Below are 24142 nucleotides of genomic sequence, written 5' to 3'. Positions count from 1 at the left end.
CTGCAGGGCGCGCAGACTGCGCCACCAGTTCAGGGAGGACAGGATGATCCGCATTACCATCACCGCCGTGGCCATGGCCCTTGCGACCAGCGCCGCCGCGCAAGACGCCGTCACCTGGACGGTCGAGGACAGTTTCGAGAACATCACCTTCGCGATCGAAAGCGCCATCGTCGGGCAGGGGCTGGTGATCGACCACGTCTCGCATGTCGGCGAGATGCTGGAACGCACCCGCGCCGACGTGGGCTCGGACCGCGTGCTATATACCGCCGCCGACATCTTCAGCTTCTGCTCCTCCACCGTCAGCCGCGCCGTGATGGAGGCCGACATCGCCAATATCCAGCACTGCCCCTACGGCATCTTCGTCCATGAAACCCCGGATGCGCCGGGAACCATCACCGTCGGCCACCGCGCCTATGACGGCAGCATGGCACCGGTGGGCGAGCTGCTGACGGCGATAGTGAAAGAGGCGCTAGGTCAGGACTGACGGTCACGCCCGTTCACGGCGGATCACACCAATTTCACTGGAAACCGGGCGGCGGCCCGGCTTAGGCCCGCCGCCCGGCCGGTCAAGTGCGCCTACGCAAATGTCACCATGATCCAAAGCGCACCCCGCGACGTTGAAGTTCGCCAAGCCAAATTGGCAGATCAAACGGGAGTGACACCAATGATCCGCAGAACCTTCATCGCCCTGACCGCCGCGACGGCGTTCCTGTCCGCCCCTGCCTTCGCGCAGGACATGGACATCGTCGACACCGCCGTGGGCGCAGGCAGCTTCACCACGCTGGTCGCCGCCGTGACCGCCGCGGGCCTCGTGGAAACGCTGAAGGGCCCCGGCCCCTTCACCGTCTTCGCGCCGACCGACGCCGCCTTCGCCGCCCTGCCCGCGGGCACCGTCGAAGACCTGCTGAAGCCCGAAAACAAGGACAAGCTGACCTCGATCCTGACCTACCACGTCGTGCCGGGCAAGGTGATGTCCACTGATCTGACCGAAGGCATGAAAGCCGCGACGGTTCAGGGCGGCGAGGTGACCATCACGCTTGACGGCGGCGCCAAGGTCAACGGCGCTGCGGTGTCCACTGCCGACATCGAAGCCTCGAATGGCGTGATCCACGTCATCGACGCGGTCATCCTGCCGCCGATGTAAGGGAAATCGCCGCCGCCGCCCGGAAGGCCCTCCGGGCGGCGGTTTCACCTTGCAAGAGTAGCCCCGCATGAGGCACCCTTTCTGCGCCGCCAGTGAGGGCGACGGGGTGGGGAGCCTCCGGCGGGGATATTTTAAAACAGAAGAAAGGGGGAAGGCCCTTGCCCTCCCTCAATCCGTTTCAGTGAACCACCGCTTCGTGCGGACGTTCGCGGCGCGAGGCGCTGACGCGGTCGCCGATGATCAGGCCCTCTGCCCCGGCGCTGATGACGATGGTCGCACCGTCCATCACGTCGCCCGACAGGATCATCTCGGCCAGCGGGTCCTGCAGGTGGCGCTGGATCACCCGCTTCAGCGGCCGCGCGCCGAACACCGGGTCATAGCCTTCCTCGGCCAGCCAGTCCTTCGCCGCCTGGTCAAGCTCCAGCGTGATCTTGCGCCCGGCCAGCCGTTTCTCCAGCAGCTTAAGCTGAATCTCGACGATCGCCCCCATGTCGTTGCGCCCCAGCCGGTCGAAGATGATCGTCTCGTCCAGCCGGTTCAGGAACTCGGGGCGGAAATGGCCGCGCACCGCCTCCATCACCTCGGCCCGCGCATGGGTCGGGTCGGCGCCGTCGGGCAACTGGCTCAGCGCATAGGCGCCAAGGTTCGAGGTCAGGATGATCAGCGTCTGCTTGAAGCTGACGGTCCGGCCGTGGCCATCGGTCAGCATCCCGTCGTCGAGCACCTGCAAGAGCACGTTGAACACGTCGGGGTGGGCCTTTTCCACCTCGTCGAACAGCACCACCTGATAGGGGCGGCGGCGCACCGCTTCGGTCAGCACCCCGCCCTCCTCATAGCCGACATAGCCCGGAGGCGCGCCGATCAGCCGGGCGACGGCGTGTTTCTCCATGAACTCCGACATGTCGATGCGCACCATCGCAGAGTCGTCGTTGAACAGGTATTCCGCCACCGCCTTGGTCAGCTCGGTCTTGCCGACGCCGGTCGGGCCGAGGAAGAGGAACGACCCCAGCGGCCGCTTCTCGTCGTTCAGCCCGGCGCGCGCGCGGCGTACCGCGTTGGCCACCGCCGTTACCGCCTGCCGCTGGCCGATCACACGCTTGCCCAGCGCCTCTTCCATGTGCAAGAGCTTGTCGCGCTCGCCCTCCAGCATCTTGCTGGTGGGGATGCCGGTCCAGCGTTCCACCACTTCGGCAATCTGTTCCGGGCGCACCGCTTCGGACACCAGCGCCTCGCCTTCGCGCGCCTCGGCCTCGGACAGCCGCTTTTCCAGCCCCGGGATGATGCCGTAGGACAATTCGCCCGCCCGTCCGAGGTTGCCGTCGCGCTTGACGTGGTCAAGCTCGGCCCGTGCCTTGTCGAGCTGTTCCTTCAGGTCGCGCGCCACTTCCAGCTTGTCGCGTTCGCCCTGCCATTTCGCCGTCATTTCGGATGACTGTTCCAGCAGATCGGAAAGCTCCTTCTGCAGCCGTTCCAGCCGGTCCTTGCTGGCGGCATCGTCTTCCTTCTTCAGCGCCTCGGCCTCGATCTGCAATTGCAGGATCTGGCGGTCGAGCTGGTCCAGTTCCTCGGGCTTGCTGTCCACTTCCATGCGCAGGCGCGAGGCGGCCTCGTCCACCAGGTCGATCGCCTTGTCGGGCAGGAAGCGGTCGGTGATATAGCGGTGCGACAGCGTCGCCGCCGCCACCAGGGCCGAGTCGCTGATCCGCACGCCGTGGTGCAACTCGTACTTTTCCTTGATGCCGCGCAGGATGCTGATGGTGTCTTCCACCGTCGGCTCGTTGACCATCACCGGCTGGAACCGGCGGGCAAGGGCCGCGTCCTTCTCCACATACTTGCGGTATTCATCCAGTGTGGTGGCGCCGACGCAATGCAACTCGCCCCGCGCCAGTGCGGGCTTGATCAGGTTGGCCGCGTCCATCGCGCCTTCGGATTTGCCGGCACCCACAAGCGTGTGCATCTCGTCGATGAACAGGATGATCTCGCCCGCCGCCTGCGTCACCTCGTTCAGCACGGCCTTCAGCCGTTCCTCGAACTCGCCGCGATACTTGGCCCCGGCGATCAGCGCGCCCATGTCCAGCGCCATCAGCTTCTTGTTCTTCAGGCTTTCGGGCACGTCGCCATCGACGATGCGCAGCGCAAGGCCCTCGGCAATCGCGGTCTTGCCGACGCCGGGTTCCCCGATCAGCACCGGGTTGTTCTTGGTGCGGCGGCTCAGCACCTGCATGGTGCGGCGAATCTCGTCATCGCGGCCGATGATCGGGTCGATCTTGCCATCGCGCGCCGCTTCGGTCAGGTCGCGGGCGTATTTCTTCAGCGCGTCATAGCCTTCCTCGGCGCTCGCCGTATCGGCCGTGCGCCCCTTGCGGATGTCGTTGATCGCGGCGTTCAGCTTCTGCGCCGACACGGCACCCGCATCCAGCGCGTCCTTGGCCTTCGACGGCACCATGCACAGCGCCATGAGAATGCGCTCCACCGGCACGAAGGAATCCCCGGCCTTCTTGGCAACCTTTTCCGCCTCGTCCAGCACGCGGGCGAGCCCCGGGTCCATGAACGGCTGCGCGTCGCCCGAGACCTTGGGCAGCTTGCCCATCGCCAGATCGACCGCCTCGACCACCCGTGCAGGCTCGCCGCCCGACTTGCGGATCAGGTTGGAGGCCAGCCCCTGGTCGTCATCCATCAGCGCCTTCAGCAGATGCTCGGGGGCGAGCCGCTGGTGGCTTTCCCGCATCGCGATGGTCTGCGCGGCCTGAAGAAACCCGCGCGACCGTTCCGTGAACTTTTCCAGGTTCATCGGCAATCTCCCATCATCAGCACCGTCGCTGAACGCCCGTCATGGCACGCCCGGTCCGGCCTCCTTCCTCACATGGGCAGGCGCCCCGGCTGATGCAAGATTGCCACAGCGCCCCGCGTCACTTTTGCGTGCCGAAATGCACCAAGGCAAAGGCCGACCCGTCGGGGGCCCAGCTTGGCGCGTTCAGGCTGCCCTGCCCGCCGTGAAACTCCATCAGCGTGCGGACGTTCCTGCCATCGGGGTCCACCAGCTTCAGACCCACATGCAGGTCGCGCGGGTGGCCTTCGGTGAAGGGCGGAAACGCGAGGTAGACCACATGCTTGCCATCGGGCGACGGGTGCGGGAACCAGTTGACGTAACTGTCCTCGAACAGCCGTTCCTGCCCCGACCCGTCCTCGGCCATCCGCCAGATCTGCGCGTGGCCGGTCCGGTCGCAGTTGTAGTAGATATGCGCCCCGTCGGCCGAATACTCCGGCCCGTCACTGTGGCCTTCGCCGTTCGTCAGGCGGGTTTCCTCGCCGCCCTCCACCGCGATGGAATAGACATCGACCACCCGGCTTTCGCCGCGCGCCGCGACATAGGTCAGCCGCCGGCCATCGGGCGACCAGCCGTGAAACCAGCTTGGCGCGTGCTGAGTCACGGCGCGGGGCACCCCGCCACCCGCGGGCATCACGAAAATCTCCGACCCGCGGTCGGTGCGGTTCGACAGCGCGATCATCCTGCCGTCGCGGGAAAAGCCGTGGTCATTGTTGCAGGTGGTGGCAAAGTCGGTGTCGACCGCCTCCAGCCGCGGGGTTGCCAGCGGCACCCGCCACAGCCGGCCGCTGCCATTCACCATCAGGCTGTCGCCCGCAGGGTCCCAGTTCGGCGCCTCGATCAGCAGATCCGTCTTCAAAACCACCGACACCGTGCCGGTCTTGAGGTTCCATATCTCCAGCGAGGAGCGCATCAGGTTTTTCCCTTCGGTGTCAGTAGTTTAGCGGGCCGCAACGCTTCGGCCGCCTTGAACAGGCCGAAGGTCTGGTTGACGTAGTTCACCACACCCGACACCTGCTCCATGTATTTGGCAAGCTCCGGCGTGCGCTCGGCTTCGATCACCTGCACCGGGCGGTCCGGCGCATCGCCCTCGAACTGGCAATAGAACAGCGGCTCGCCGCGTTTCAGCACGAGATCCTTGCTCGGGTCATGCCATTCAAACGCCCACATCAGCGGTCTTGGCCACAGGTTAAGCGGAAACCGCCCGCCAAAGATGGTGCCGGGCAGCGGGTCGGGGCGGTAATGGGCAAAGGTGCCGATCTGGGTCAGATACACCACCTCGTCGGCTATGAAACAATAGGGCAGCAGCATCTGCACCGTGGGGCGGTCCGGGTAGCGCCATTCCACCTCGGACACCAGCGACATCACCTCGCCCAGCTTGTTGCCGCGCACCGGGCTTGCCACGCCGGCCCGGTTGATCAGATGCGCCTTGCCCTTGTCGTCGCGCCCGAAGCCGATGTTGATGTCGAACGGGCATTTCACCACGAAATACCGGCTTTCCATCTGGATCACCGCCGGGCAGCGGCTGGCCGACTTGGAATGGGCCTTGTTGGTCTGGCGGAAGATCAGCCGTTCGGGCGCATCGTAAAGCACCGCCCCCTTGTCCGACGACAGAAACCAGCCCACCGTGATCGGGCCGCTTTTCGGGCCTTCTTCGGGGCGTTCGTAGGTGATGTTGATCTGCATGGCCGCCTCTCCCGTCGCGATTGAATCGTGATCCGGTTGCGGGGGGCAAGTCAATGCATCACCGCCTGTTTCGCGCCGCCTGCGGCTTGACAGCCCGCCCCCGGCCCGCCATCACCCGCCAAACCGCAATGCAGGAGTATCCGATGACCGACGACCGTCTTATCGTGGCGCTTGACGTGCCGAACGTCCTGCAGGGTCTCGATCTGACCGCCCGTCTGGGCGATGCGGTCGGCTTTTACAAGATCGGGCTGGGGATGCTGACGGGGGGCGGTCTGGCGCTGGCCAACGAGCTCAAGCACGAACACGGCAAGCGCGTCTTTCTCGACATGAAGCTGTTCGACATCGGCGCGACGATCGAGGCAGCGGTGCGCGGTCTCGCGCAATACAATCTCGACTTCCTGACGGTGCATGGCGATCCGCAGGTGGTCGCCGCCGCCGCGACCGGCCGCGCCGGGTCTGAAACGAAGATCCTTGCCGTCACCATCCTGACCTCGCTCGACCGGGCCGATCTGGATGCGAACATGATCCGCCCCGGCGATCTGGCAGAAATCACGCTGGAACGCGCCGCCCGCGCGCTCGATGCCGGGGCCGATGGCGTCATCGCCTCGCCGCGCGAGGCTGCCGCGATCCGCGCATTGCCGCAGGCGCGGGGCAAGCTGATCGTGACGCCGGGGGTGCGCCCGGCCGGTGCGGCGCCGGGCGATCAGAAGCGGGTCGAGACCCCGGCGCAGGCCATCGCCAACGGCGTCGATCATCTCGTTATCGGCCGCCCGATCTGGCAGGCCGCCGACCCGAAGGCCGCTGCGCTGGCGGTGCTGCACGAACTGGCAGGCATTGGAAAAGGGCCCTGAAATCAGGGCCCTTTCGGGTGTCGTGTCGATAGGCGTGGCCGGGGTCAGGCGGCCTTGGCCGTCCCGGTGTTGACCGTGGCAACCGCCAGCCCGGTCAGCTTGGCATTCGCCGCCTTTTCCTGATCAAGGATCTGCGACAGCAGGTCATGGGCCTCGGCCTTCCCCAGCGTCCTGGCCCATTCGCGCAGCGTGCCGTAACGCGCGATCTCGTAATGCTCGACCGCCTGCGCGATGCCGATCAGAACCGCATCCAGCGCCGGGCCGGAAGCTTCCTTGATCAGCCCGTTGGCTTCCTTGATCAGCCCTTCGATCGCGTCGCACTTCTCGCCCGCCGCCTTTTCACCGATCGAGGCAAACACCTTGTCCAGCAGTTTGATCTGCTGCTTCGTCTCGGCCAGATGGTCGGTGAACGCCTGTTTCAGGTCGGCATTCCCGGCAGCGGTTGCCATCTTCGGCAGCGCCTTGGTCAGTGCCGTCTCTGCGAAATAGATGTCTTTCAGCGTGTGAGTGAAGGCGTCGGAAAGTGTTCAGCGACAACCATCTTGGCCGGTGCCGACAACCACCTTGGCCGGTGGGGCTGAACGGAAGACGGGCATGCCCGTCTGGAGGGCAGCCGCACCGGCCTGATTGATTTCGGGGAAGGTGCTGGTCGCTGCGGGTTGGTAAGCCGGGTTCCTCTGCCGTCAAACGGAGGATCCGGGTTGGCCTACAAACCCATCAACGACCAGCAATTGAGATTATACATGTCCGACCTCCGATATCACAGTCAGCGCACGTCGGCCGCCCGCGCCGGGTTCAGCGAGCGCACGGCCCGACGGTTCGATGCCAACCCGACGCTGCCCTCGAACCGCAAGATCGTTCACGGGCGCACGGTGGCCGATCCCCTCGAGGGTTATTGGGAGGGCGACATCCTTCCCTTGCTGGAGAGGGACAGCGCCTTGCAGGCCGTCACCCTGCTGCGCCACCTTCAGGGCCTGCACCCGCTGGCCTTCCCCGATGACCGCATCCGGCGCACCCTGGAACGGCGGGTGCGGCAGTGGCGGGCGCTGAACGGACCCGAGCGCGACATCATCTTCCGCCAGACGCCGGAGCCGGGCCGCATGGCCCAGTCCGACTTCACTCATGCCGAGGAGCTGGAGGTGACGATCGCGGGCCAGCTATTCCCGCATCTGCTCTACCACTTCGTCATGGTCTACAGCCGGTGGGAGCATGTCGGGGTGGTCCTGGGCGGGGAGAGCTTCACGGCCCTGGCCGAGAACCTGCAGCAGGCGCTCTGGTCGCTCGGCGGGGCACCACAGGAGCATCGCACCGACAGCCTCTCGGCCGCTTTCCGCAACCTGACGGCTGACCAGCGCCAGGATATCACCACGCGCTACAATGCCTTCGTCGGCCATTACGGCATGGAGGCCAGTCGCAACAACCGCGGGGAAGCTCATGAGAACGGCGCGGTGGAGTCCCAGAACCGGCACCTGAAGAAGGCCATCGAACAGGCGCTGATCCTGCGCGGCAGCCGCGACTTCGCCAGCATCGAGGACTACCGCCGCTTCATCGACATTCTGGTGGCACGGCGCAACCGGCAGCGGGCGGCGGCCACGCAGGTGGAACGGGCGCATCTGAAGCCCCTGCCGCGCCGGCGCACCACCGACTTTACAGAGACCGTGGTTCCGGTCACCCGCACCAGCGGCTTTCTGGTCAAGAGCATCTTCTACAGCGCCCCGTCGCAGCTGATCGGGCAGCGCTTGCGGGTCCACCTTTACGACGATCGCCTTGAGGCCTTTCTCGGCAGCACCCTGGTCGTCAGCCATACAAGGGCGCGAGGTCGCGGCGATGGCCATCGCGTGCATGTCATCAACTACCATCACGTCATCCATGCGCTGCGGCGCAAACCGCAAGCCCTGTGGAGTTCGATCTACCGCGACAGCCTGTTCCCGCGAACCGAATACGCTGAGGCCTGGAAGGTGCTGCAGCGCGATCTGCCCCGCCGCGACGCCTGCCGCCGCATGGTCGACCTGCTGTTCATCGCCCACGACCGGGCCTGCGAGGCGGAACTGGCACATCTGCTGGCAGCAGAATTGGACGCGGGCCGGGTGCCCGATCCCGGACCTCTGGCATCCTGCCTGAACCCGCGGCAAACGGCGCTGCCGAGAGATGTTGCCGTCGCCCATCCCTCGCTCGACAGCTTCGATGCCCTTCTGGGAGCCTGCGCATGACCTCCCGCGAGATCGACATCCACACGCTGCCAGGCATGCTGACCGCGCTGCGCCTGCCCAGCTTCCACAAGCTTTGGGCCGACATCGCCACCCGCGCCGATGCCGAAGGCTGGCCCGCTGCCCGCTTTCTTGCGGATTTCGCGGAGAATGGGCGCTGATTTCGCGCGATCGTGGGCACGCGTTTCGCGCCATTCTGGGCAGTCATTTCACGGGATCGTGGGCAGGCTGGCCGACGCTTTCATGGAGTCAGGCTTGAACGATTTGGTCAAGCTTTTTTGTGACGGCGGAGCGCCTGCGCAGGCTTTCACCTGAGAGGGTGAGGCGGTGTGCGTTGTGAACGAGGCGGTCGAGGATGGCATCTGCGAGCGTTGGGTCGCCGATGGCTTCGTGCCACTGGTCAACGGGGAGTTGGCTTGTGACGATGGTGGAAGCGCGGCCGTGGCGGTCTTCGAGGATTTCCAGCAGGTCACGGCGCTCCGGGGCGGTGAGGACGGCGAGGCCCCAATCGTCAATGATCAGCACATCCATGCGGGCGATGGTTTTGAGGATGCGTTCATGGCGGCCATCGCCACGGGCCAGAGCAAGGGCCTCGAACATGCGCGGCGCACGTTGATAGAGGACGGGCCGCCCATCCCGGCACGCCTTGTGGCCAAGGGCGCAGGCGATCCAGCTTTTGCCCAAACCGGTCGGCCCGGTTATCAGCAGGTTCTCGTGCCGGGCGATCCAGCCGCCATCGGCAAGATGCGCCATGACACTGCGGTCAAGACCACGTGGGCTGCGCAGGTCCAGATCCTCGACGCTGGCATCTTGGCGCAGAGCCGCAAACTTGAGCCGGGAGGCCAGTTTCTTGGTGTCGCGCTCTGCAGCCTCGCGGTCGACCAGCAGGCCGAGACGCTCTTCGAACGAGAGGGCGTCGAAGGCGGTTGACCTGCGTTGTTCTTCGAGCGCCGATGCAATGCCGGTCAGGCCGAGCGCCAACAGTCGGTCGTGGGTGGGATGGGTCAGCATTTTAGTCCTTTCTCAATGGTAATAGCTGCCGCCACGAATGTTGGCGTGCTGGAGGGGGGCGACCTCTTCGGAGCCTTCCAGGAAGGCGCGATCGAGGCCGGTCTTGAGGATCGAACGAATGGAGGTGACGGTGCGGGCCCGGATGGTCACACCCCGCTGGCAGGCCGCATCAACGCGCTCCGGCCCATAGGTTTTGACCAAGGCCAGCACACCCAGGCAGGTGCGGAACCCCTGTTCAGGATGGGGGCGGTCAGCCATCACCATCTCGCAAAAGGCGGCGACGGCGGGGCCGGTCTTGGTTGCCTGCGCCAGCATTCTGGCCGGGGTCCATTCGGCAAAGCGACGATGGGCCGATGGCATATGGTCGGCCACGGTGACATGGCTGCGCCGCCCCGGGGTGCGCACGTGGCTCGCAACCCTCTGACCACGATGGAATATCTCGACCGTCTGGCCGCTTGTGCGAACATCGACCTCTTGTTTGATCAGCGCGAAGGGCACGGAATACCATGAGCTGTCGACCTCAACGTGATAGTCGGGTGCCACGCGGGCGCGCTTCCAGCGGGCGAAGACATAAGGTTCGGGCGGTAGGGGCTGAAGATTGGGCCGATCCAAAGTGGCAAACAGATCGGCGCGGCTGGCGCCATAGCCGCGCATCACGCGCATGTTCAACTCGTCCAGCAGCCGCCGGATCGCCACGTTCAACTCGGCCAATGAGAAGAACCGGTGGTTCCGCAGCCGCGCCAGAATCCAGCGTTGTGCCACTTGGACAGCCACTTCCACCTTCGCCTTGTCCCGGGGTTTGCGCGGCCGGGCGGGCAGAACGGCGGTGCCATAATGCGCCGCCATCTCGGCATAGGTCCGGTTCAGCCCCGGATCAAACCGGTCTGCCTTGATCACGGCGGACTTCAGATTGTCCGGAACCACCGCCTTTGGCACGCCGCCCAGAAAGGCGAACATCCGGATATGCGCGAGGATCCAATCTTCCAACCCCTCCGATGCCACCGCCTCGGCATAGGTGTGATTCGATGCCCCCATTGCCGCCACGAACAGCTTCATGGCCCGCGCTTCGCCGGTCGTGGGGTCGATCACGTCGATGGTGTCGCCGGCAAAGTCGACGAACACCTTCTCGCCGCCCACATGTGTCTGGCGCATCGTCGGGCGCACCCGACCCTTCCAAGCCTCGTAATGCGTGCAAAACCAAGTATAGGCAAAACCCCCGGGGTGCGCGGCACGGTATTCTTCCCAGAGCAGCATCCGCGTCACCCCAGGGCGGCGCAACTCGCGGTCAATCTCCGCCCAGTCGGGCACAAGCCGCTCCGCGTCCGGCACCGTGGGCGGGGCTGGAAACAAAAGAAGTTCAAGGCTGTCGTCATCGATCCCCTCCGGCAAGGGCCACGTGAGCCCGGCATGACGCGCCCGTTGGGTGTAGCTTCCGACGCTCCCCTTGCTCAGACCGAGGGAAGCGGCAATGGACCGCTCGCTCAGGCCTTGCCCAAGCTTCAATCGCAAAACATCTCGTATCCGGCGCATGTTCAATCGTCCTGTCGGCATCAAGCCACCCCTTCATTCCTGAAGGCGCAACTATCCTCAATTTGCCGACCAGACCTGCCCGCGATCCCGCGAAATCAGTGCCCAGCTTCACGCGAAATGACTGCCCATGATCCCGTGAAATCGATGCCCACCATCAAGCGAAACACGCACGCTTTCTGGCCGTCCTCGCGGAATACGAACTGGCCGAGCGCGACATGCGCCGCATTCAGCGCCACATGAACGAGGCACAGCTACCGGCTGGCAAGACGCTGGCGACCTTCGACTTCAAGGCGCTGCCAACCCTGCCGCGCGCCCGGATCGAGGCCTTGGCGGCCGGCGACTGGCTGGAGGGTGGCGGCAATCTGATCGCCATCGGCAATTCCGGCACGGGCAAAACGCACATTCTCTGCGCGATAGGCCATGCCCTGATCGAGCGGGGACACCGCGTGTTCTATACCCGGACCAGCGATCTGGTGCAGCGACTTCAGGCCGCCCGCCGCGATCTGGTGCTCGAAGCCGCGCTCGCCAAGCTCGACAAGTTCGACCTGATCATCCTCGACGACATCACCTACGCCCACAAGGATCAGGCCGAGACAGGCGTGCTCTTCGAGCTGATCGCCCGGCGCTACGAATGCCGCAGCATCGCCATCGCCGCCAACCAGCCCTTCAGCGGCTGGGACCAGATCTTCCCGGACAAGGCGATGACCGTCGCGGCCATCGACCGGCTGGTTCATCACGCAGCGATCCTGGAGATGAATGCCGAAAGCTTCCGCCAGCGCGCGGCCGCCTCCAACAAAGAGGCGCTGAGCAGACCGCCAACGACAACCATCGCCGACAACAAGGACAAAGGAGAAGGCTGAGCGAAAAACAATTCCAGATACGCCAACCCAGCGGCCTAAAACCGGCCAACGTGGTTGACGGTCACGGACATGCTGGTTGACGCGCTACAGAAAGCGTTTTCATGGGAATCTCCGTCGATTGTCGGGGCTTCTGTCTGATGGCCGGACCTGCACCGCGGGCGGCCCGCGCACGGGCCGCCTTGCAGGAATCCTCAGCCTCGGGTCAAACTGACCAGTCTCAGTTCACCGGGGCGGGGGCCGGGGCGGGCGCAGGTGCCATGGGTTCCGGCGCCGGAGCGGGCGCCGCGGCCTCGGGTGCCGGGGCAGGCGCCGCCGGTGCGGCAGGCTCGGTCACGGCGGGCGAGGTGTTGTTGATGGTGTTGCTCACCGGCGCGGTGTCGCCACCCCGGTCATTGTCCATCATGTTCCAGGCCACAAGGCCGATGATGGCGACAACGGCAACGCCGCCGATCACCATGCCCATGCCCGAACGCTCGGGGGCCGCGGGGGTGTTGACCGTGGTGTTCGTCGTGTTCGGCGGCGTATTACGATAGTCTGACATGGTATGTCTCCCGCATGTTTGATGCGAGAACAACGCGGACAAGCGCGAACGGTTCCCGCCGCGCGTCCGCTCAAGCCGCCGTGCGTCAGTTTCCGCCTGCCAGCCCGTGCGCGGCTGTCAGTTGTCGTTGATGTCGCGGTCCCAGACCTTGGCCCGGTTGCCCGGCAACCCGAAGATCCGCCGCATCGCCAGCCACGCCGCCAGCGACGCCAGCGCAAACACCAGCACCAGCCACGGCACACTGCCCCCCATCAACCCGGTGCCGATCAGGATCCCCGTCACCATCGCGCCCACGGCAAAGCCGAGAAAGATGTAACCCGGCAGCAGCACCTCGATGACACCCAGCACGAAGCCCGCCACCACCCAGACCCACCACACCGCCCACATCACACGCGCCCCTTCAGCATCTTGAACGCATCGCCGAACGCATCCAGCGCCTGGGCCGGCACGATGATCATCTGCTTGCCCGCACCCTGCCCCACCGCCGTCAGCGCCTCCACCTGCTTCAGCGCCACCTGATATTGCGCCGCCTCGATGCCGCTTTCCTTGATCGCCTCGGCAATCACCCCGGTGGCATAGGCCTCGGCATCGGCCAGCACCCGCCGCGCCTTGGCCTCCTGCTCGGCGGCATAAAGCTCGGCATCCGCGTTCAGTTCCACCGCCCGCTTCTTGCCCTCGGCCTCGGTCACATTCGCCCGCCGCGCCCGTTCGGCGTTCAGTTGCTGCAGCATCGCCGCCCGCGTCGCCTCGTCGAGGTTCACATCCAGCAGTTCGGCCCGCGTCACCTCGATGCCCCAGTCATCGACCATCGCCCGCACCTGCTCGCGGATCTGCGCCGTCAGCCCGTTGCGGTTCGACTGCACCTGATCCAGCTCCATCTTGCCGATCTCGCTCCGCACGATCCCCGCCACCGTCGTCGCAATCGCCGCATCGACATCCCTGATCCGGTAGACGGTCTTTTCCGGCTCGGTGATCCGGTAGAAAACGCTCGTCTCCACCTTCACCAGCACGTTGTCGGTGGTGATGGCATCCTGCTGCGCCGTCGGCAACTGCCGCTCCAGGATGCTGATCTTGTGCGCCACCCGGTCGAGGAACGGCACCACGAAGTTGATCCCCGGATGCAGCACCGACCGCAGGCGGCCAAACCGCTCCACCACGTGCTTTTCCGACTGCGGCACGATCCGCACGCCCAGGAAGATGCACAGGATGATGAACACGGCAATCGCCAGATACACCGCGTTGCCGCCAATCAATTCCTCGGGTGTCATCCCGTTCTCCAATCCGTCCTGAAATCCGCTCGTCCCAGCATTGCCGCGAACCCTGTCCGCACGCAACCCCGCCGCACGCGCAACACCCCCCGGCGCGGCACTACCCTGCACGCCCGCAACCACAAGGTGCCCCAAGACTGTCAATCGGCACGCAAACCTGACCCCCTATCGGCGCCCAATTTTGCCCCCCCTATGGGCTCTGTTGCACAAATCGGGTGACAGACAGATCTCCCCTTTCCCTGGACAGACTCATCCCACGGCTTCAGTGACGGGTATACCGAGCGCCGTGAAGCCGTTCAGCACGGCTACACGGACCTGAAACTCGGCGACCTGACGGTCAAAGTCCCGCGCCATGAGGCGCTGACCCAGCAATTTGACGCAGTGCATCTTCGTCTCGACGCGGCTTCGGCGGTGATAACCGCTCCATCGTCGCCAGATGGTTCGGCCGAAGCGTTTCGACGCGCGTAGGGCTTCGTTGCGGGCGATTGCCCCGGGGGTGTCGGGCTTCCATGGCTTGGCGTTCTTGCGGGGCGGAATGATGGCGGCCGCACCGCGGGCGGCGATGGCGTCGTGACACTTGCGTGTGTCGAAGGCGCCATCAGCGGTGACGCTGGCGATCTCCTGATCGGGCGGGATCTGGTCGAGCAGTTCGGGCAGCATCGGCGCGTCACCGACATCGCTGGTGGTGAACTCGGCTGCGCGGATTTCCAGTGTTTTCTCGTCTATCCCGATGTGAATCTTGCGCCAGACCCGACGTTTGGTGCCGCCGTGCTTGCGCGCATTCCATTCACCTTCGCCTTCAACCTTGATCCCGGTGCTATCGATCAGAAGATGCAGCGGGCCTTGCGAGCCGCGGTGGGGGATGTTGACCTTCAGGGTCTTCTGGCGACGGCTCAGCGTGCTGAAATTGGGCACAGCCCAATCCAAATCGATGAGCCCCAGCAGGCTTTCGACGAAGCCAGTCGTCTGTCTGAGCGCCATGCCAAACAACACCTTGATGGTCAGGCAGGTCTGGATCGCGGCATCGCTATAGTCAGGCTGTCGGCCGCGCTTACCTGTCGGCGCAGCCTCCCAGATCATGGCGGTATCAAACCAGATCGTCAGCGAGCCGCGGCGCTTCAGCGCTTCGTTATAGGCGGGCCAGTTCCTGGTCTTGTAGGCGGGGGGTATGGGTCTGCTCATGCCGTCCAGCTACCACGCTGGATTCACAAGATGAATCCCTCACGGGATTTGTGCAACAGAGCCACGGGACGCCGGTCAGGCCGGTTTTGGCAGGTTCAAGGCGTCGAAGAGGTCAAGCTGCTCCTGTGTTGGCGTGGTCGTTCCTTCGAATTTCCGCTCGGCGATGCGGGCCCGGTGTCGGTGGATGCGCGCCAGCAGGTCGAGGGCGGTGCGGGGGCTGGCTGTGTGTCCCTTGGCCTTCAGCCGCATGCGCATCACGCGATAGAGGACCAGCGCCAGGAAGCAGATCAGCGCGTGGGCGCGGATCCGGTCGGGCAGGCGATGGTGGACCGGGGCGATCTCGATGTCGGACTTCAGCACGCGGAAGCCGCGCTCGATGTCGGCGAGGGACTTGTAGCGCAGGACGGCCTCGGCCGGCGTGAGGTCGGGGGCATTGGTCAGGAGCGCGAGCTTGCCGTCGAAAAGCTCGGCCTCGGCGAGGGCCGCCTCATTCAGCGACCAACTGAAGCGGTCGGCCGCGTAGTCGACCTGAATGAAGCGCGTCAGCTCTGCCTCGGCCACAGCGCGGGCAAAGCGGCTGTAGGCACCGCGGTCGGAAGCGCGGCGGCCGCGGGCCGTGTCACCGGCATCGAGCTTCTTCACCATTTTCGCCGCCATCGCCTCAAGCTCGGCGATCCGCGCCCGGCGATGTCCGGACTGCAACGCGGCCCGATCCGGATCATGCGCCACGATCAGCCGGTGGCCGGCGAAGCTCGCTTCGGCGAGGCCATCGGTGAAGGCGAGGCTCTGGAAGGTCTCGACCAGCTCGCCGTAGCGGCGGGCTGGCACCGCCAGGATGAACTCCAGCTTGCGGCCGCCGGCTTCCCGCTCGGCCATCGCGGTCAGTTCGGAGATGTTGTCGAGGCTCAGGAGCCCGCGGTCGGCCACCAGGATCACGCGCTGCACGGGAAAGCGCTGCAGGACGGTCGTGAGCATGCCCTGCAGCGTCTTCGTCTCGGCGACATTGCCGGGATGGACGGTGTGCAGTCGGCAGGGACCCGCCACCGGTTCGAGGGTCCATGCCGACGGCAGTCCCTCGGCGGTCTGGACCACGCCCAGCACGAACTGGCGGGCGATGCCCCCGGTCTCCTTGTTCATTCCGAAGGCGCGGATGTCGTCGTCCACCTCGCCTTCGCCATGGATGCGCACGGTGGTGAGATCGTAGAAGACCACGGCCAGATCCCGGTCGACCAGCGGCCGGATCTGGCGGGCGAGTGCCGCCTCGACGGCCTCTGCGTGATCCATCAGCGCGTCCATCGCCCGCAGCAGATGCAGGTGATTGATCGCCACGGGCATCGCGGGCATGGCCACCGTTTCCAGCCAGCGCAGGCAGCCCAGCTTGCTGTCGGGCGCGCAGAGCCGGTTGAAGACCATGGCGCGCACCAGCGCCTCGACATCGATCTCGCGGCGACCGGAACGCAGGGCCGCGGTGAGCGCACGGTCGAAGCCGAGCTCCTTCCAGAGCTCATGCAGCGCAAAGACATCGCCATATCCCAGGGCTGCGTCGTAGATCACCTCCGAGGCAGAGTTCTCAGCCCGGCCGGCCGCGCGGTTCAGGCCACTGATGAGGGCGTCGAGCTGGCCGGGCTTCAGGGCATCGAGGCGCCCGAGGTTGGCCACGACACGCAGCCGCGACTTGCCCGCGTCGTTGCGGAAGGACTCGACGATCTGCAGGTAGCGGCGGCCGCCGGACTCGGTGATGCGCGTGAACATGGAATGCAGGATACGCTGCTATACGCTTTTATAAAAGATACTTTATCTGCGCAGCGTGTAACTACAAGACCTGCGTCGAAATGGCCGCCGCACCGCTCTAACTCCTTGAATTACCTACGCCGCCAACCGCCAGTCCACGAAGAACCGCCATCCAACTGTCGAACTTGGGTACCCCGATCCCCCCCGGCCCGGCTATACTCCCGCTATGCCCGCGCTCTGCAAAGATTGCTTCACCCGGTTCGACAGCGGCTTTCGCTGCCCGGCCTGCCGTTCCCCCCGCATCCTCTCCCACCCGGAACTCGACACCCTTTCCATCGCCCACATCGACTGCGACGCCTTCTATGCGAGCGTCGAGAAACGCGACAATCCGGCCCTGCGCGACCAGCCGGTGATCGTCGGGGGCGGCACCCGCGGCGTGGTTTCGACCTGCTGCTACATCGCCCGCATTTCCGGCGTCCGCTCGGCGATGCCGATGTTTCAGGCGTTGAAACTCTGCCCTGCCGCGGTCGTCGTGAAGCCGCGGATGCAGGTCTACGCCGACACCTCGCGCCAGATCCGCGCCCTGATGGAAACCCTGACCCCCGCCATCGAACCCCTGTCGCTGGACGAGGCGTTCCTTGATCTGACCGGCACCACCCGCCTGCACGGCGCCCCCCCGGCCGTTCAACTGGCGCGGCTGGTGGCGCGGATCGAGACCGACCTCGGCATCACCGTCTCGGTCGGGCTCTCGCACAACAAGTTCCTCGCCAAGATCGCCTCCGACCTCGACAAGCCGCGCGGCTTTTCGGTGATCGGGCGGGTGGAAACGGAAGGCTTCCTCGCGACGCGGCCGGTGCGGATCATCTGGGGGGTCGGCACCGCCACGCAAGGAGCGCTGGAAGCCGCAGGCATCCGCACCATCCGCGACCTGCTGCGCTGGGACCGCGCCGACCTTGCCGCCCGTTTCGGCCAGACCGGCGACCGGCTCTGGCATCTGGCGCGCGGGCAGGACAGCCGACGCGTGATGCGCGACGAAAAGCTGAAGTCGATCTCGAAGGAAACCACCTTCGACACCGACACCGCCGACCCCGACATTCTGGATGGCCACATCTGGCGGCTGGCCGAACAGGTGGCAGACCGCGCGAAGGCCAAGGCGCTGGCGGGGGGAACCGTCACGCTGAAACTCAAGCGCGCCGACTTCCAGCTTGTCACCCGCCGCCATTCCCTGCCCGACCCGACGCAGATCGCCGACCGCATCTATCACGCCGCCCGCGACCTGTTCGATCATGCCGGGGCGCGCGGGCCCTACCGGCTGATCGGCGTCGGCATTTCCGATCTGGCGGCGGAAGCGGGGGCCGACCGCACGGCCGACCTTCTCGACCCAGACGCGGGGAAACGCGCGGCCGCCGAACGGGCCACCGACGCGATCCGCGCCCGGTTCGGGGCACAGGCGATCATCCGGGGGCGGAGCCTGCGCTGACCTATTCGGCCGCCAGCGGCATCGCGTCCTCGCGCCCGATCAGCGCGATTTCGGCAATCACGCCGGTGATCAGCGCGCGGAAAGCGCCGAAGTCGGACCGGGGCTCAATGCGGGCCTCGTCCATGTAGAGCGAGCGGTCGATCTCGACCTGGACCACATGCTGGCGGCGCGAGGGGCGTCCGTAGGCCTGCGCGATATAGGCTCCTGCAAAGGGCGCGTTGCGCGCCACCCGCAGGCCCGCGCCGGTGAAGGCGGCCTCGATCCGGGCCATCACCTCGCCGCCGGCCGCGGCCCCGAAGCGGTCGCCCAGCACCACCTCGGGGCGGGGCGCGCCGGGGCGGGCGTGGGTTTCGATCGCCTCATGCGGCATCGAGTGGCAATCGACCAGCACCGCCTCGCCCAGCGCGGCATGGCTTTCGTCGAGCAGCATCCGCAGCGCGGCGTGATAGGGGTGCCAGTAGCGGATCAGCCGCGCCTCGGCTTCCGCCAGCGGGATCTTGCCGCGATAGATCGCCCGGCCATTCGCCACCACGCGCGGAATCACCCCCAACCCCGAAACGATGCGCGGGTTGTGGGCGGCACGCGGAATGCCCTCGATCAGCGCGGGGTCAAGCTCGTCGGCGGAGCGGTTCAGGTCAAGATACGCGCGCGGCGCACGGGCAACCAGCAATGGCGCGCCAAGGTTGGGGGCCGAGGCGAACAACCGGTCGACAAACGCATCCTCCGACGACCGGATCACCCGCGCATCCAGCGCGCTGCCAAGGAGAAACGCCGCCGGATAGTCGCGCCCGGAATGGGGCGACGAAAAGATCACGCTCGTGGTGCGCCGGACGGGGCGCGTCAGCACATAGGCGTCGGAACGGTCGGCGGCGGTCATGCGATCTCCTTCATCCGCCAGATATAGCCGCAATCTTTCGCAAGCCAAAACCCCTTGAACAGTCCCGCGACTCTATTTATAGACCCAGCAACCGACGCGGTTCCGCCCGCGTCCTTTCATTTGGGGCCAGCCCCGGGAAAGACCAGGGTGGAAATGCAAGGCGAGTGGGCGGTTAGCTCAGCGGTAGAGCACTACGTTGACATCGTAGTGGCCACAGGTTCGATCCCTGTACCGCCCACCATGTTTCACCGCCCCCGGCGACGGGGGCATTGTTTTTCAAGGCGCACGCGCGCCACGAATGGGAGAAGACCGATGAAGGTTGCGAACTCGCTCCGCTCGCTGAAGTCGCGTCATCGCGATTGCCAGGTCGTGCGCCGCAAAGGCCGCGTCTATGTGATCAACAAGACGCAAAAGCGCTACAAGGCCCGTCAGGGCTGATCGCTGCCCGCAGCGATTGCGAAAAACACCGCCGCGGGGAAACCCCGGCGGTGTTTTCATGTCAGCGCGCCATCACGTGATATTCCACGTTCGGCTGCATCTCGACCGCCGCGGCCAGCCGGTTCGACATGTTGTAGAAGGCCGCGACCGCCGCGATGTCCCATATGTCGCGGTCGCTGAAACCGGCCTCGCGCAGGGCGTCGCGGTCGGCGGCCTCCATCGCCTGCGGTGTCAGGGTCAGCTTGACGGCATGGGCCAGCATCGCGCGCTGGCGCGGCGGCAGCGGGGCCACCCGCCAGTTCTGCGCCACCATCTCGGCCAGCACCGGGTCGCCCGACAGTTGCCGCAGCGCCGCCCCGTGCGCGGTCAGGCAGTAGACGCAGCGGTTTTCGGCCGAAACCGCCACCGCGATCATCTCGCGTTCCATCTTCGACAGGCCCGAGGGTGCCAGCATCAGGTCGTTGTAGATCGCCATGAATGCGCGCAGCTTGGCCTGATCGAAGGCATGGGCAAGCAGCACGTTCGGCACCAGCCCCAGCTTTTCCTCGCATTTCGCGAAGTAGGCCGTGATGTCGTCGTCCAGCGGGTTGGCGGGCGGCAGGTCGAGGGCGGTCACCGGGTCCATCGTCGTCTCCTTCATGGCTGGCCGACGCCATCCTTGGCTATGCGCGCCCGGCCGTCCACCACCCTGATGCGGGAAGGGGTGCAAATCATCACGTCAGAGCGGGCTGGCACCGCCCGGTCGGCCCACCCCATTTACACCTTGCCGACCCTGCCCTACCATCCTTCATTGAAACGGAGGATGCCATGCCCCTGCCCCTTGCCCCGATCGCCGTCCTTGCCCTGCGCACCGGGCTTGTTGCCGCCGCCGCCTGGGCGGTGCGCCGGGCGGTCACCCGCGGTCTGCGGCCGGGCGTCACCGATCAGCGCGCCGAGGATGCGATGGACGAGATGCCCGAGGGGCTGGCGATCCACCAGCCCGGCGACCGCACCGATGGCGGCCTGCGCCAGACCAACACCGCCGTCCGGATGATCCGGACGCTGCGCTGGGGCAACACCGGGGTCGAGATCGACGCGGCGCTGCTGGGCCGCCTGCGCCTGCGCAAGCTCTGAAACCACGGAAAGCGACCCATGCGACTTTATCACTCCCCGACCTCGCCCTATGTCCGCAAGGTCATGGTTCTGCTGCATGAAACCGGCCAGCTTGATGCGGTGACGCTGGTGCCCGTTGCGGGCACGCCGGTTGACACCGGCTCGATGCCGATTGACCAGAACCCGCTGGGCAAGATTCCGGCGCTGGAACGCGACGCGGGCGGGGCGATCTATGACAGCCGGGTGATCTGCCGCTATCTGGACGAACTGGCCGGGGCCGGGCTTTACCCGGCAGGGGACCGTCTGTGGGATACGCTGACGCTGGAGGCGACGGCGGACGGGATGCTGGATGCCGCGATCCTGATGGTCTACGAAAAGCGGGTCCGCCCGGAGGACCGGCATTTCGGCCCCTGGGTCGAGGGGCAGTGGGCCAAGGTCGGCCGCGCGCTCGACGCGCTGGAAAGCCGCTGGATCGACCATCTGTCCGGCCCGCTCGATATGGGGCAGATCGCGGTGGGCTGCGCGCTGGGCTACATCGACTTCCGCCATTCCGACCGAAGCTGGCGCGCCGCACACCCCGACCTTGCGGCGTGGGAGGCCGGATTCTCGGCCCGCCCGTCGATGAAGGCCACGGTTCCGCCGGTTTGACCCTGCCGCTGGCGCAGTTTGTGACGGTCTGGGGCTTTCTGGCGATCAACATCGTCAGCCCGGGGCCGAACGTGATCAACACCATCGCCACCGCCATGGGGTCGGGGCGCCAGGCCGGGATCGGCTCGGCGGTCGGCGTCGGGCTTGGCATCGGCGGCTGGTGCCTGTTCATGTCCGTCGGCATGGCCTCGGTGTTTGCGTTGCTGCCGGGGGCGCAGGTGGCGCTGACGCTGGCGGCGATTGCGCTGCTGGCAGTGTTTTCCAGCCGCTACCTGCGCGCCGCCTGGGCGGGGTTTCGCGGCGGTCCCGACAGGGTGCGGGGCCGGGGAGGGCTGGATTTCGCGGCAGGCTTCCGGCGGTCGCTGCTGATCAACGCGCTGAATCCCAAGGCGCTGACCTCTTGGCTGGCGATCCTGACGCTGTTCCCGGTGGCCCGGGCGGCACCGGGTGACATCGCGCTGCTGTGCGCGGGGGCCTGCGTGCTGTCGTTCACCATCCACAGCGGCTATGCACTGCTGTTTTCCACCCCCGCCGCCGCCCGGTTCTATCTGGCAGCGGGCTGGGCAATATCGGGTGTGGCGGGGCTGTTCTTCGCCTTTGTGGCGCTGCGGCTGTTGGCCGACGTGCTGTCCGGCACCGCCTGAGGGAATCGCCGGGCCGCCGCCAAAGCGTGCAGACTGCGGGTTTTCGTGGCCTGTTCCGGGCACAGGCGTGGACTTTCGTCGCAAATCCGGGCGGATGGGGCAGGCTGCGCCCTATTGTCCGCTGGACGACTCCCGGCCTGAGAGTTACATAACGCCCCGGTAAGGCTGCGGGTAACCGCTGCCCCGGCATCGTATGGGTCGTGCTCGGCCCTTGAAGGGAGAAGATCTCGTGTCCCACACAGACGATCATGCAGGCACCCGCAGGGATTTCCTGTACTACGCAACGGCAGGGGCAGGGGCGGTCGCGGCCGGCGCTGCGATCTGGCCGCTGATCGACCAGATGAATCCTTCGGCCGATGTGACCGCGCTGTCGTCGATTCTGGTTGACATCAGCGGCGTCGAAGTCGGCACCCAGCTGACATTCAAATGGCGCGGCAAGCCGGTGTTCATCCGCCGCCGCACGCCCGAGGAAATCGAGGCCGGCCGCGCCGTCGACATCAAGGGCCTGCTCGATCAGACGGCCGAGAACCTGAACAAGCCCGGTGCCGACGCGTCGGACCAGAACCGCACGCTCGACGAAGCGGGCGAATGGCTGGTGATGATCGGCGTGTGCACCCACCTCGGCTGCGTGCCGATGGGCAATGCCTCGGGTGACTTCGGCGGCTGGTTCTGCCCCTGCCACGGGTCGCATTACGACACGGCAGGCCGCATCCGCAAAGGGCCCGCGCCGCGCAATCTTGACATCCCGGTGACAGCGTTCATCGACGAAACCACAATCCAGCTGGGCTGAGGGAGAGCAATCACATGGCCGGAATTCCGCATGACCACTACGAGCCCAAATCGGGCGGCGAGAAGTGGCTGCACAGCCGCCTGCCGATCGTCGGGCTGCTGTATGACACAATCATGATCCCCACGCCCAAGAACCTCAACTGGATGTGGATCTGGGGCATCGTCCTGACTTTCTGCCTCGTGCTTCAGATCGTGACCGGCATCGTGCTGGCCATGCACTACACGCCCCATGTCGACATGGCCTTCGCCAGCGTCGAGCACATCATGCGCAACGTGAACGGCGGGCACATGCTGCGCTACCTGCATTCCAACGGCGGGTCGCTGTTCTTCATTGCCGTCTACCTGCACATCTTCCGGGGCCTCTACTACGGCAGCTACAAGGCGCCGCGCGAAGTGACCTGGATCATCGGGATGCTGATCTACCTGGCCATGATGGCGACCGCCTTCATGGGCTACGTTCTGCCATGGGGCCAGATGTCCTTCTGGGGCGCCACGGTGATCACCGGCCTGTTCGGCGCGATCCCCGGCGTGGGGCCTGCCATCCAGGAATGGCTGCTGGGCGGACCCGCGGTCGACAACGCCACGCTGAACCGCTTCTTCAGCCTGCACTACCTGCTGCCCTTCGTCATCGCGGCGCTGGTTGCGGTGCATATCTGGGCCTTCCACACCACCGGCAACAACAACCCCACCGGCGTCGAAGTGCGCCGCGGGTCGAAGGAAGAGGCCGAGAAGGACACCCTGCCGTTCTGGCCCTACTTCGTGATGAAGGACCTGTTCGCGCTGGCCGTGATCCTGACGGTGTTCTTCGCGATCGTCGGCTTCATGCCGAACTACCTTGGCCACCCCGACAACTACATCGAGGCCAACGCGCTGGTGACGCCGGTCCACATCGTGCCGGAATGGTACTTCCTGCCGTTCTACGCGATCCTGCGGGCCTTCACCGCCGATGTCTGGGTGGTGCAGATCGTCCAGTTCCTCAGCTTCGGCATCATCGACGCCAAGTTCTTCGGCGTGCTGGCGATGTTCGGCGCGATTGCGGTCATGGCGCTGGTGCCGTGGCTCGACACCTCGCCGGTTCGGTCGGGCAAGTATCGCCCGATGTTCAAGATGTGGTTCATCGGCCTGTGCATCTGCTTCGTCGTGCTGACCTGGGTGGGCGCGATGCCGACCGAAGGCATCTACCCGACGATCTCGCTGATCGCTTCCGCCTACTGGTTCGCCTACTTCCTTGTCGTGTTGCCGATGCTCGGGGCCATGGAAAAACCCCTGCCGCAGCCCGAGACGATCGAGGAAGATTTCAATGCCCACTACGGCCCGGCCGAGTGAGAGAAGGGGA

25 protein-coding genes, 1 tRNA gene and 1 pseudogene are annotated in these 24142 nt (G+C 65.8%); 14 read left to right on the top strand and 13 right to left on the bottom strand.

The annotated features are described in order from the left end of the window. The first annotated feature begins 43 nt into the window (after window positions 1-43). Both RNZ50_22465 and RNZ50_22460 read left to right on the top strand, forming a co-directional pair. On the top strand, window positions 44-484 hold the full coding sequence (locus RNZ50_22465) for a DUF302 domain-containing protein (protein ID MDT8857757.1): 441 nt from the start codon (window positions 44-46) through the stop codon (window positions 482-484). Window positions 485-664: 180 nt separating this feature from the next. Continuing rightward, window positions 665-1144, top strand: coding sequence for a fasciclin domain-containing protein (locus RNZ50_22460; GenBank protein MDT8857756.1), 480 nt, complete (start codon window positions 665-667; stop codon window positions 1142-1144). A 178-nt stretch (window positions 1145-1322) separates the two neighbouring features. On the opposite strand, the gene clpB is transcribed toward RNZ50_22460, so the two are convergent. The 3 genes from clpB to RNZ50_22445 all read right to left on the bottom strand — a co-directional run bounded on the left by clpB (window position 1323) and on the right by RNZ50_22445 (window position 5657). Further along, entirely contained in the window at window positions 1323-3935 is a 2613-nt protein-coding gene (gene clpB, locus RNZ50_22455) for an ATP-dependent chaperone ClpB (GenBank protein ID MDT8857755.1), read from the bottom strand. Between the two features lie 118 nt (window positions 3936-4053). Continuing rightward, window positions 4054-4884 (bottom strand): hypothetical protein, encoded by an 831-nt coding sequence (locus RNZ50_22450; GenBank protein MDT8857754.1) that lies wholly within the window; start codon window positions 4882-4884, stop codon window positions 4054-4056. Continuing rightward, window positions 4884-5657: a hypothetical protein gene (locus RNZ50_22445; GenBank protein MDT8857753.1), complete on the bottom strand. Its 774-nt coding sequence runs from the start codon at window positions 5655-5657 to the stop codon at window positions 4884-4886. The genes RNZ50_22450 and RNZ50_22445 overlap by 1 nt, the downstream gene beginning before the upstream one ends. A 143-nt stretch (window positions 5658-5800) precedes the next feature. Between RNZ50_22445 and pyrF the strand changes: the two genes are divergently transcribed. Continuing rightward, entirely contained in the window at window positions 5801-6508 is a 708-nt protein-coding gene (pyrF, locus tag RNZ50_22440) for an orotidine-5'-phosphate decarboxylase (protein ID MDT8857752.1), read from the top strand. A 44-nt stretch (window positions 6509-6552) separates the two neighbouring features. Here pyrF and RNZ50_22435 read toward each other — a convergent pair. Next, window positions 6553-7023, bottom strand: a pseudogene (locus tag RNZ50_22435) (ferritin-like domain-containing protein). A gap of 186 nt (window positions 7024-7209) precedes the next feature. Here RNZ50_22435 and istA (RNZ50_22430) point away from each other — a divergent pair. Next, window positions 7210-8718 (top strand): IS21 family transposase, encoded by a 1509-nt coding sequence (gene istA, locus RNZ50_22430; GenBank protein MDT8857751.1) that lies wholly within the window; start codon window positions 7210-7212, stop codon window positions 8716-8718. After that, on the top strand, window positions 8715-8876 hold the full coding sequence (locus RNZ50_22425) for a hypothetical protein (protein MDT8857750.1): 162 nt from the start codon (window positions 8715-8717) through the stop codon (window positions 8874-8876). Before istA (RNZ50_22430) ends, RNZ50_22425 begins: the two co-directional genes overlap by 4 nt. Before the next feature lie 88 nt (window positions 8877-8964). Here RNZ50_22425 and istB (RNZ50_22420) read toward each other — a convergent pair whose 3' ends face one another. Together istB (RNZ50_22420) and istA (RNZ50_22415) are read right to left on the bottom strand one after the other, a co-directional pair. Further along, window positions 8965-9726 (bottom strand): IS21-like element helper ATPase IstB, encoded by a 762-nt coding sequence (gene istB, locus RNZ50_22420; GenBank protein ID MDT8857749.1) that lies wholly within the window; start codon window positions 9724-9726, stop codon window positions 8965-8967. 12 nt (window positions 9727-9738) lie between these two features. Beyond that, window positions 9739-11277, bottom strand: a complete 1539-nt coding sequence (gene istA / locus RNZ50_22415) for an IS21 family transposase (GenBank protein MDT8857748.1) — start codon at window positions 11275-11277, stop codon at window positions 9739-9741. 119 nt (window positions 11278-11396) lie between these two features. Between istA (RNZ50_22415) and istB (RNZ50_22410) the strand changes: the two genes are divergently transcribed. After that, entirely contained in the window at window positions 11397-12116 is a 720-nt protein-coding gene (gene istB / locus RNZ50_22410) for an IS21-like element helper ATPase IstB (GenBank protein ID MDT8857747.1), read from the top strand. Window positions 12117-12333: 217 nt separating this feature from the next. Here istB (RNZ50_22410) and RNZ50_22405 read toward each other — a convergent pair whose 3' ends face one another. The 5 genes from RNZ50_22405 to RNZ50_22385 form a co-directional block, all read right to left on the bottom strand. Next, entirely contained in the window at window positions 12334-12657 is a 324-nt protein-coding gene (locus RNZ50_22405; protein ID MDT8857746.1) for a hypothetical protein, read from the bottom strand. 117 nt (window positions 12658-12774) lie between these two features. Beyond that, window positions 12775-13047, bottom strand: coding sequence for a hypothetical protein (locus RNZ50_22400; protein MDT8857745.1), 273 nt, complete (start codon window positions 13045-13047; stop codon window positions 12775-12777). Then, window positions 13044-13925, bottom strand: coding sequence for an SPFH domain-containing protein (locus RNZ50_22395; GenBank protein ID MDT8857744.1), 882 nt, complete (start codon window positions 13923-13925; stop codon window positions 13044-13046). Before RNZ50_22395 ends, RNZ50_22400 begins: the two co-directional genes overlap by 4 nt. 249 nt (window positions 13926-14174) lie before the next feature. Then, window positions 14175-15107, bottom strand: coding sequence for an IS5 family transposase (locus RNZ50_22390; protein MDT8857743.1), 933 nt, complete (start codon window positions 15105-15107; stop codon window positions 14175-14177). Between the two features lie 75 nt (window positions 15108-15182). Then, a complete protein-coding gene (locus tag RNZ50_22385; GenBank protein MDT8857742.1) occupies window positions 15183-16859 on the bottom strand; it encodes an IS1634 family transposase in 1677 nt (558 codons plus the stop codon). Between the two features lie 205 nt (window positions 16860-17064). Between RNZ50_22385 and RNZ50_22380 the strand changes: the two genes are divergently transcribed. Continuing rightward, entirely contained in the window at window positions 17065-18318 is a 1254-nt protein-coding gene (locus RNZ50_22380) for a DNA polymerase IV (GenBank protein ID MDT8857741.1), read from the top strand. Between the two features lies 1 nt (window position 18319). On the opposite strand, the gene RNZ50_22375 is transcribed toward RNZ50_22380, so the two are convergent. Next, complete coding sequence (locus RNZ50_22375; protein ID MDT8857740.1) at window positions 18320-19195, bottom strand: N-formylglutamate amidohydrolase; 876 nt, start codon at window positions 19193-19195, stop codon at window positions 18320-18322. Window positions 19196-19361: 166 nt separating this feature from the next. Between RNZ50_22375 and RNZ50_22370 the strand changes: the two genes are divergently transcribed. Both RNZ50_22370 and ykgO read left to right on the top strand, forming a co-directional pair. Then, window positions 19362-19436: transfer RNA gene (locus RNZ50_22370), tRNA-Val, on the top strand. A 71-nt stretch (window positions 19437-19507) separates the two neighbouring features. Further along, complete coding sequence (ykgO, locus tag RNZ50_22365) at window positions 19508-19633, top strand: type B 50S ribosomal protein L36 (protein ID MDT8857739.1); 126 nt, start codon at window positions 19508-19510, stop codon at window positions 19631-19633. A 61-nt stretch (window positions 19634-19694) separates the two neighbouring features. Here the strand turns inward: ykgO and RNZ50_22360 are convergent, their stop codons facing one another. Next, a complete protein-coding gene (locus RNZ50_22360; protein ID MDT8857738.1) occupies window positions 19695-20258 on the bottom strand; it encodes a peroxidase-related enzyme in 564 nt (187 codons plus the stop codon). Between the two features lie 182 nt (window positions 20259-20440). Between RNZ50_22360 and RNZ50_22355 the strand changes: the two genes are divergently transcribed. From RNZ50_22355 to petB, 5 genes are all read left to right on the top strand, one after another. Further along, the gene (locus tag RNZ50_22355) at window positions 20441-20746 is read left to right on the top strand and encodes a hypothetical protein (protein MDT8857737.1); all 306 of its coding nucleotides are present in this window, start codon (window positions 20441-20443) and stop codon (window positions 20744-20746) included. Between the two features lie 18 nt (window positions 20747-20764). Further along, window positions 20765-21373, top strand: a complete 609-nt coding sequence (locus RNZ50_22350; GenBank protein MDT8857736.1) for a glutathione S-transferase — start codon at window positions 20765-20767, stop codon at window positions 21371-21373. Then, a complete protein-coding gene (locus RNZ50_22345; GenBank protein ID MDT8857735.1) occupies window positions 21370-22017 on the top strand; it encodes a LysE family transporter in 648 nt (215 codons plus the stop codon). Before RNZ50_22350 ends, RNZ50_22345 begins: the two co-directional genes overlap by 4 nt. Before the next feature lie 229 nt (window positions 22018-22246). Then, complete coding sequence (gene petA, locus RNZ50_22340) at window positions 22247-22807, top strand: ubiquinol-cytochrome c reductase iron-sulfur subunit (protein MDT8857734.1); 561 nt, start codon at window positions 22247-22249, stop codon at window positions 22805-22807. A gap of 14 nt (window positions 22808-22821) precedes the next feature. Then, window positions 22822-24132: a cytochrome b gene (petB, locus tag RNZ50_22335; protein ID MDT8857733.1), complete on the top strand. Its 1311-nt coding sequence runs from the start codon at window positions 22822-22824 to the stop codon at window positions 24130-24132. Window positions 24133-24142 lie beyond the last annotated feature (10 nt).

This window comes from Paracoccaceae bacterium Fryx2 (assembly GCA_032334235.1).
Lineage (GTDB): Bacteria > Pseudomonadota > Alphaproteobacteria > Rhodobacterales > Rhodobacteraceae > JAVSGI01.
This window is presented reverse-complemented; position numbering and strand designations above follow the sequence as displayed.